The sequence below is a fragment of the Chitinophaga sp. Cy-1792 genome (genome assembly GCF_011752935.1).
Taxonomy (GTDB): Bacteria; Bacteroidota; Bacteroidia; order Chitinophagales; family Chitinophagaceae; genus Chitinophaga.
On the sequence record NZ_VWWO01000002.1, the window covers coordinates 2,799,072 to 2,808,195 of the forward strand.

Sequence of the window (9,124 nt, forward strand, 5' to 3'; positions counted from 1 at the left end):
CGTGTGTAAGTCCACCTAAAGTTTTTCAGGCATTGCCGGCTACCGGCGCTTTGATAAATCCCTGCTCAATGCAATACCGTACCACTGTGCCGGCATACTGCTCATGATCATAGCTGATCGCAGCACCTATTCTTTCGAGATAAGCCCGGGTGGCCTCATTGCGGACAGTAAAGCGGGTGTTCTCCGGATCAGTGGTACCATACTTCATCACACCGAGAATGAAGTTATCGGCAGCCAGGTCTGTACTGCTGATCACTTGCTGTACTTTTTTCAGGAAGCTCTCCTGGTCTGTTCGGCGAAGATGTATCTGATGTTGCGCCAGCTGTTCCACCATCTGACGTAACCGGATAGGCGCCGATTCCAGGATGTGAAAAACAGAAAGGTCATCATTACGGTGCAGTGAAATACGCACGCAGGCGGCGGCTACCTGGTCCACAGGCGTGGCCGCAAAAGCATGCTCCAATATCTCGTCACAATAGCACCCGATACCTGCCAGTGTTTTCAGCCGCTGGTACAGGCTATTGGAAGAGATGTTCTGCTGGAACAGGCCTGTATAAAGCTCTCCGCTGATGTTCCCGATGCGGAAAACATTCACCTGTATCTCCCCTTTATGCAGCTGCAGATATTGTTCTGCCTTGAATTTGGAAGCGGGATAGATACGGCGGCCGAACAACTGCCCGAGGTCGAGGTCCGTTTCATAGAAATCGGCTACGGGCACCTGGGGAATATATCCGCCGGTGGCAACGGCAGTGGTAGAGAAGTGATTAAAACGGGTAACACCTGCCTGCTTCGCAAATGCGATGGTATGCATCGTACCTTCAAAGTTGATCTGCTCTGTGTGTACGACTTTCCCGAAGTGGCTCACGTTGGCAGCCAGGTGAAAAACGGTATCTGTATTTGTAAGCAATTGTCTGCCAGCAGTGGTAAGATCAAGCCCCTCGCGGGTTATATCACCTTTGATACCGATAATGCGCGTTTCGTCCAGTTGCACTTCCGGGAAGTAACTGCGTAACGTGCTGGCCAGTCGTGCCTGTGCGGCTTCGTCGTCTGTTGCGCGGATGATGCAGATGATCCGGGCATTGGTGGTGGCCAGCAGCTCACGGATCACGAACACACCGAGGAAGCCGGTGGCGCCGGTGAGCAGGATCTTTTCAGGCGGGACGCCCAATTCCGGGTGCTGGCCCTTGATATGCTGCACCAACTTGTCATAGGCCGGAACACGGTCTTCAACAAGTGATGGAGCCGGCGTCTCTGTTGTATTCGCCGCCGGCCTGATGCCTTTCTCTGCAAACTTTTCCAGGATCAGGGCAGATTGCTGGGCCACGGTACAAAAATCGAAGATGTCTGCATATTCCAGGCTGATAGCGAATTTTTTCTCGATCTGCCGGAGTACGTCCAGCCCAAGCAAGGAAGAGCCGCCAAGGTCAAAAAAATCATCTTCCGGCCCTACCTCTTCTATCTTCAGTTTCTCCCGCCAGATCTCCTGTATTCCTGCGATGATGGCGCTTTCGCTGAACGACTGCTGCACATCATCTTCAACAGGTGGCGGTACAGTAACGGTGGTGGTAAAAGCGGGTTTCACTTCCGGCCAGCATCTTCTGGGTTCCAGCACAGGCAGATGCAGGTTTTGCAGGAAAGTTGCGCGTGTAAGCGGCAAGCCGGATAACGGGTAACCAAGGTGATAACAGGCCGCTGCAAGTTCCAGGCCCGTATCCTGTTCTGCAGACGGGGCCACCACTTTTACATTTGCTGGTGGCTGCCAATCCTTCAAAGTACTGGCCATGCTGCCTTCTGTGCCCATCACCAATAGCAGATGCTGTTCGGATGATGGCAGCTCCTGCAAAAATTTCAGAAAGCCGGCAGCGTTGAAAGTATCCCCGCTGGTAGCCGTAAACTGCTGCAACGCTGCTTCCATCGACATCTTGCCAGATAATAATAACGACAGTAAACGGCCTGACTGCGCACCAATGATGCGCACCGGATGAATACCGCTTTGTATCAGCTGTGTGGCGGCACAGTAATGCAGCAGGAATGCTTCCTGCGCAGCAGTTACTGGTCCGTATTGTTGTAGTAATGATTCGAAAGCCAGGCGGCACTTATCGCTGGACGCCAGGAAATCTGCCAGCTGCGTGCGTTTCAGCACGGCGGGGATTAACAGAGACACTTGCCGCGACGCTGCGGTGCGCGGTGTATCAAAGGTCAATGCGCGCAGCTGTTGTTGCAAGGAGGCGCTATCGCGGAACAATATCATCGCCCCGTACGGGTCACTATCCATGATCTTGTTGACCGTATAACACAGCTGATGCAACGGCACATCCGGATAACGGTCGAGATAATCTGCGAGATAATGGCTGATGTTTTTAGCTCTTGATGCGGAAGTTCCCGCCACCTTCAATGCGAAAATCGTGGCAGGGTGGTATTCGGGTACTGGCGCCACATATTCTTCCAGCACTACATGCACATTGGTGCCGGTGAGGCCATAGGAGCTCACGCCGCCGGTGCGCGGCACTTCGCTTTCCCAGTGTTCCATGGTGCGTTGTATGCTCACCGGCGCATCTGTTTCGTTGATATGCGGGTTAATCTCACTGAACCCTATCTGCGGCAACAGCCGCTGATGCTGCAATGCCAGCACCAGTCTCACCAGACCTGCCATACCGGCAACAACACCCAGATGCCCCAGCTGCCCTTTGATAGAGCTGATAGAACATAGCGGTCCGTTATGCTTTGGCACGCCTTCAAAGGCGCTGGTAAGTCCGCTGAATTCAATAGGATCACCCAGTACGGTACCGGTGCCATGCGCTTCTATAAAGCGCACCCTCGCAGGATCAGTACCACTGTTTTCCCAGGCCAGCCGGATCACGGCAGATTGCGCCACCGGGCTGGGCGCCGAAATATTTTGTATGAGTGCGCCGCCATGATTGATGCCCGCACCTCTGATAATGGCATGAATAGGGTCGCCGTCGCGGACAGCTTCATCCAGGCGTTTGATGAGGATGCAGATGGCACCTTCACCGCTCAGTGTCCCATCAGCGTCCTTGTCAAAAGGCAGACACTGGTCTTTGCGTGATATTACCGGCGAGTTGCGCGCACGCTCCCTGGAGGTTACTCCCAACTCCACTCCTCCTACCAGCGCCATGCTGCAATCTCCGCTGGATACGCTTTCGCAGGCATAGTATAATGCGCTGAGTGAAGAGGAACAGGTAGTATCGAACCCTATCACCGGCCCACGCCAGTCCATGAAATTAGCCACACGGGTGCCTACCATCCCCGGCATATGTGCGGTGAGGGAGAGATTAGAGAGATCGTCAAAAAATGTTTTGTACAACGATTGCCCGAACGTATGAAAGATACCGACGGACTGCCCACGCAGTGACGACAGGCTGTAACCTGCATTCAGCAACATTTTCACGGCCCCTTCCAACATAAGCCGTTGCTCAGGGTCCATCCGCTCTGCCTCTGCCGGCGCTATCCTGAAAAACTCGTTATCGAACAGGTCTATCCTGTCGAGATACCCCTTCACAGCGATATCGAATTCCCCGAAACGATCAAACATATCTTTCTGACGTATGGCTGACAACGGCCGGAAGGCATGCTCGTGCTGCTCAATGAGCTTCCACAAGCCTTCCGGCGTGTCCACATCCGCCACTTTCACGGACATACCGATGATTGCTATTGGCTGTTTCATAACATTTTCTTTAAAAGATGATTACATCCGTTTCCTGTGCAGCGGTATTGCCATCACCGGAAAGGCTTTGCTGTTCAATCGCCTGGGCGATATCGCGGACAGTCAGGTATTCGAAGAACCGGTCGATCGAAAAGGTCACTCCAAATACCTGGTTCACCAGCTGCGACATCTTGATTATTTTGAGCGAGTTTCCTCCCAGGTTAAAAAAGCTGGTGGTCACACCGATCTCGGTGAGCCCCAGTACTTCTTCCCATATCTTTATAAGTTGTGATTCAGTCTGCGTTTCCGGCGCCACATAGGTTTCTCCTGTGCGCCCGCTGCCGGTTTCAGGATCGGGCAACAGCTTGCGGTTGATCTTCCCGTTGGAAGTGATCGGTATTGCATCCAGTTGCACAAAATAACGGGGAAGCATATACGATGGCAGCGATTTCGAGAGAAAGGTACGCAGCTCCTCCGCACCTAACGGCAACGAGGATACGTAGTAGGCAGCCAGCTCCCGTTCGCCCGATTGGCTATCGCGGGCCAGCACTACCGCTGTATCTACAGACGGGTGCTCCTGTAATGCTTCTGTGATCTCATCCAGCTCTATGCGGTAACCGCGGATCTTCACCTGATCGTCTTTACGGCCCAGGAATGCGATGCTACCATCCGGCAGCCAGCGGCCAAGATCGCCGGTTTTGTAAATCAGCTCTCCGGCTATATATGGATTGGATACAAAGCGTGATGCCGTCAGCTCCGGCTGGTTCAGGTAACCCGCAGCCAGCCCGTCGCCACTGATACAAATCTCCCCGGCCACACCTATTGGACAAGGACGCTGCTGGTTGTCCAGCACATACACATGACCGTTACAGAAAGGCATACCGAGAGAAATACGGGGTGCAGCAACATCGATGCGGCGCAACAGCTTGCCGATCGTGGCTTCCGATGGACCGTAGTGGTTGTACACTTCGCATTTGCCGTTGTGCCCACGGATATGCGTGAGCACATCCGGCGTGAGCTGCTCTCCGCCGAAGATGAGGCATTTGGCAGGTACAAACAGGCGGTCAGGCTCCTGCAGCGCTTTCCAGTGGGAAGGCACGATCTTCATACAGTCTACATTAGCGCTGCTTAAACGCAATGCACTCATAATATCTACAGCAGAAAAAATGCGCAGGCAGCCACCCATCAGGATGGAAGTATAGATAACAGTATTACCGAGATCGGCGGAAATAGTGGATACCAGGCCGAAGGTTTTGCAACTGCCGATGTTCGTTTTTGCGCGCACGCCGTAGCTATAGTCCACCAGGGAACGGTGACTGATCATCACACCTTTGGGCTGCCCCGTGGATCCGGAGGTATAGAGCACATAGGCCAGGTTCGCCGGGTGTAGATCCACCACGGGTTTCACCGGCACTATGTTGTCTTCCAGCTGAATATCTATCGCGTATATTCCGCCATTATAATAGTCGAGTTCAAATACATAATCCGTTTGGGTAATCAGCGCTTTAATGGCGGTATCCTGCATAATGAAGGCCTTGCGTGCCTTGGGCTGATCAGGCTCTATAGCTACATAAGCGCCACCTGCCTTGAGGATGCCGAGAATGGCAATGATCATATTTTCGGAGCGGTCCAGCATAATACCGACTACCTCATCAGGTACAATGTTATATTGCGTGAGCAGATAGCTGGCCAGCTGGTCAGACTTATTATCCAGCTCACGATAGCTCAGCACCGTGTCGTTGAAGGCCAGTGCCGGAGCATCAGGTGTTTTGCTCACCTGCTGTTGAAAGAGATCAACAATAGTTTTTTCAGATGGATAATCATTGGTAGCATGACTGAAGGTTTCCAGCAGTTCCTGTTGCTCGGCAGCACCCAGATAGTCCAGCTCCGACACTGTAGCAGCAGGATTCTCCACGATGCGGGCCACCAGGTTGGTGATATGTTCCTGTAAGCGGGCGATCTGCGTTTCTTCATAAATATTGCCATTGTACTTGAACATAAAAACAATACTGTCGCCCGGCACAATGATACAGGTAAAGTGATAGGCGTTATGCCCCATTACATTGGAAGAAATCAGGCTAAGGTCAGAAGAGCGGTCGGTACGTTCCATATCTGCCTCCACCATCTGCTGCACCGGAAAATTCTGGAATTGCAGGATATGATCAAAAAGGCCACGCTCCAGCTCACTGGCTGATTGCACTTCCGCCAGCTGCGTGTAATGATGTGGCACCCCCTCTATAGCTTCCTGTCCTGTTGTTTTCAGCAGCGACTCCACCGTAACACCATCCTGCATACGCACGCGCACCGGGATTGTATTGATAAAAAGACCGATCATCTCTTCCACCCCTTTCACTTCTGTTGGCCGACCAGATACAATACTGCCGAATACTACATCATTGGTATCATTATAACGACCCAGCAAAATACCCCACACGGTTGAGAAGAAAGTATTTTCGGTGATCCTCAGCTTCCCACATAAGTCCTTTACCGACTGGCGCAGCGGGCCGTCTATTACAAAATTGCTTTTGCTGGAAAGGTATCCTTTGTTTTCATTGGCAGCCGTACCCGGCACACTGCTGATGGTATCATAGCCGGCGAGATAATCTTTCCAATATTGTAATGATTCCTTACGATCATATCTGTTAAGCCAGCTGATATAGTCAGCGTAAGGATAGGTAACAGCCAGCTTTGGTTCCTGCTCTTTCAGCAGGCTGTAATATATCTCGAAGTATTCGCGGATTAGAATGCCTATACACCAGCCATCCATGAGCGTATGGTGATGGCTCCAGACAAAGTCGTACATATCCGGTCCCAGCTTCAGCACACTAAGCCGCATCTGCGAACCGGCGTGCAGATCGAAGCCGCGTACACGGTCAGCCAGCCGGTATTCATCCGAATTGATTCCGGCTTCGTCCACATAGGCAAATGCCGACGGGATCGTTTTCTTTACTACCTGCAACACACCTTTGCCTGGCTGCTGCGTAAAATGCGTGCGCAGCACGGTATGGCGGGCGGAAAGCCGCGCATAGCTCTCTTCCAGCGCAGGTATATTCAGCGGACCTTTAATCACGCAGTTCATTTGTTCTACATAAGCAACAGAGCCGCGAGCAGTGAGCCAGTGATAATACAGGCCTTCCTGCAAAGGACTGAGCGGGTATACATCTTCCAGGTCGCCGTCTTTGTTCAGCGCAACCACTTCTGCCAGACTTAATCCTTTAAAGGAGAGATCTACCGGGGTAGGATATGTTTGATTTATTGCAGCCAGCGTTGTGATAAGCTGTTGTAATTGTTGTTCCAAAGAGGACAAGAGCCGGCGCACGGTTGCTTCCTCAAACTGGGCCTTGCTGTAGCCGATGGTCATCCGCAGCTGCCCTGCCACCACCATGCCTGATACATTGAGTACTGTGCTGCGTAACCGTTCCGGCGCTACTTCCAGGCCGTGATAGTCGCCGATGAAGGAGAACTGCGGGGCCTCATCGCTACCGGCACCTGTGCCAAAGTCGCCCAGGTAGTTGAAGGCTATCTGTGGTTGCAGCTCATCTTTTTTGCCGCCCAGGTAACGTAGCACACCATAGCCAATACCTTTGTCCGGCACCCGGTGCAGGTGTTCCTTTACCGCGATCAGCTGACTGATGGCATCCGGCTGCTCCAGGTCCAGCAACACGGGGAACAGTGTCGTGAACCAGCCTACTGTGCGGGTTACATCTACGCCGCCACCGATATCTTCCCTTCCATGACCTTCCAGCGTCACCAGCGCCTGCGGCAGACCGAACGTCTCACGTAAGGCCAGTCCCAGCGCGGATAGCAGCACATCGTTCACTTCTGTGCGATAGGCGCTGTAGCAGCGTGTAAGCAGCTGCGTGGTGCTAGTGCTGTCCAGCAAAAAGGATTGCGACACCGCATCACGCGCCTGGTTACTGCCCTGCCCATGGTCTAACGGCAACGGGGGAACGCTCACGGTGCTGATCTGCTCCCAATAAGGGGCAGCAGCTGCCAGCGCTTCGCTCTGTGCATAGGCTTGCAGCTGGCCCGACCACCAGGCATAGGCATCTGTTTTCTGCGGCAGCTGCAATGGCATACCACTGCTATGCTGGCTATACAACTGCGACAGGTCGTCCAGCAGGATGCGCCAGGAAACGCCGTCCACCACCAGGTGATGAGCGGCCAGCAACAGGCGGTCGCCATCGGCGCTGCGGAATAAGGCCGCTTTGAACAAGGGACCTTCCGACAGCCGGAAGCTGCTTTGTATGCGGTCGCAGGCAGCTGCAAAGGCCGATTCGTGCTCATAGTCCAGCACTTCCAGTACGGCCGCCGTGTCAGCGCCTTTGTTTTCCTGTATCCAGCTGCCGGCTTCGTGGCGGTATACCATCCGCAGCGCATCGTGATGCAGCCAGAGATGGTCCAGTGCCGCCTGTAAGCTCGCTGGCGCTACTGAGGTCGCACTGAATAATAACACCGACTGGTTATAATGACCGGCATACGCAGTGTCCTGTTCCAGGAAATACTGCTGGATAGGCGTGAGCCCCACCAGACCCGATACCGTTGCCTGAGAAGCATACCGGGTCACCAGCTCCATCTTTTCTGACAGCTGCTCCACCACTGGTGTAAGCAGCACATCCTGTATTTTGAGGGAGTAACCGCGTTGTTTCAAACGGGATACTACCTGGATAGATTTAATCGAATCACCTCCCAGCAGGAAGAAATCGTCCCGCAGACCTACCTGCTTTTTCTTCAGTACTTCTTCCAGTACCGCGGCCAGGTGGATTTGTGCGTCGGTCCGGGGCGCTACATATGTAACGCTGGCATAGGTGTTGATACCTGCGGGATCTGGCAGCCGTTTGCGGTCTACCTTCCCGTTAGTGGTCAGTGGCAGCTCGTCCAGCACCACAAAGTGAGCAGGGATCATATATGCCGGCAGTATGCCGGACAGATAATTACGTATATCCGTTACATGTAGTTCCTTGCCGGTGATGTAGGCGGCCAGCTCCTTTTCGCCTTCGTTGCCGGAGCGGGCCAATACTACCACGGTTTCCACGCCAGGAGTACCCAGCACGGCGGTTTCTATCTCTCCCAACTCAATGCGGTAACCACGGATTTTAACCTGGTCATCTTTTCTGCCGATGAACACAATGTTGCCATCTGGCAGCCAGCGGGCCAGGTCGCCCGTACGATAGGCCAGACCATCGCCGAAAGGTGCCGCTACAAACTTCTTTGCCGTCAGCTCCGGCTGATGCAGATAACCATTGGCTACGCCTGCGCCGGCAATATAGATCTCACCGGTCACGCCTACCGGTACCAGCTGCTGCATGGCATCCAGGATATAGATCGATGTCCCGGATATCGGCTTACCGATGATCACCGGCTTATCCGGGTGTAGTTCTGTAACGATACAACCTACCGTTGTTTCCGTGGGGCCGTACTCGTTATATACCTTCATGGTGGTATGGATGTTCTTCAGGA

Annotated in this window: 2 protein-coding genes; both read right to left on the reverse strand. The window is 53.3% G+C overall.

Features of this window, described 5'->3' with window-relative positions; all coding sequences use genetic code 11:
- Nucleotides 1-25 precede the first annotated feature (25 nt).
- Nucleotides 26-3,685, reverse strand: a complete 3,660-nt coding sequence (locus tag F3J22_RS25315) for a beta-ketoacyl synthase N-terminal-like domain-containing protein (RefSeq protein ID WP_167020702.1) — start codon at nucleotides 3,683-3,685, stop codon at nucleotides 26-28.
- Nucleotides 3,686-3,695: 10 nt separating this feature from the next.
- Entirely contained in the window at nucleotides 3,696-9,101 is a 5,406-nt protein-coding gene (locus F3J22_RS25320) for a non-ribosomal peptide synthetase (RefSeq protein ID WP_205195559.1), read from the reverse strand.
- Nucleotides 9,102-9,124: the final 23 nt, after the last annotated feature.

Coding starts and splice junctions, on each gene's coding strand:
- F3J22_RS25320 (WP_205195559.1), bottom strand. CDS start 9,101: ATGAAGGTATATAACGAGTACGGCCCCACGGAAACAACGGTAGGTTGT.
- F3J22_RS25315 (WP_167020702.1), bottom strand. CDS start 3,685: ATGAAACAGCCAATAGCAATCATCGGTATGTCCGTGAAAGTGGCGGAT.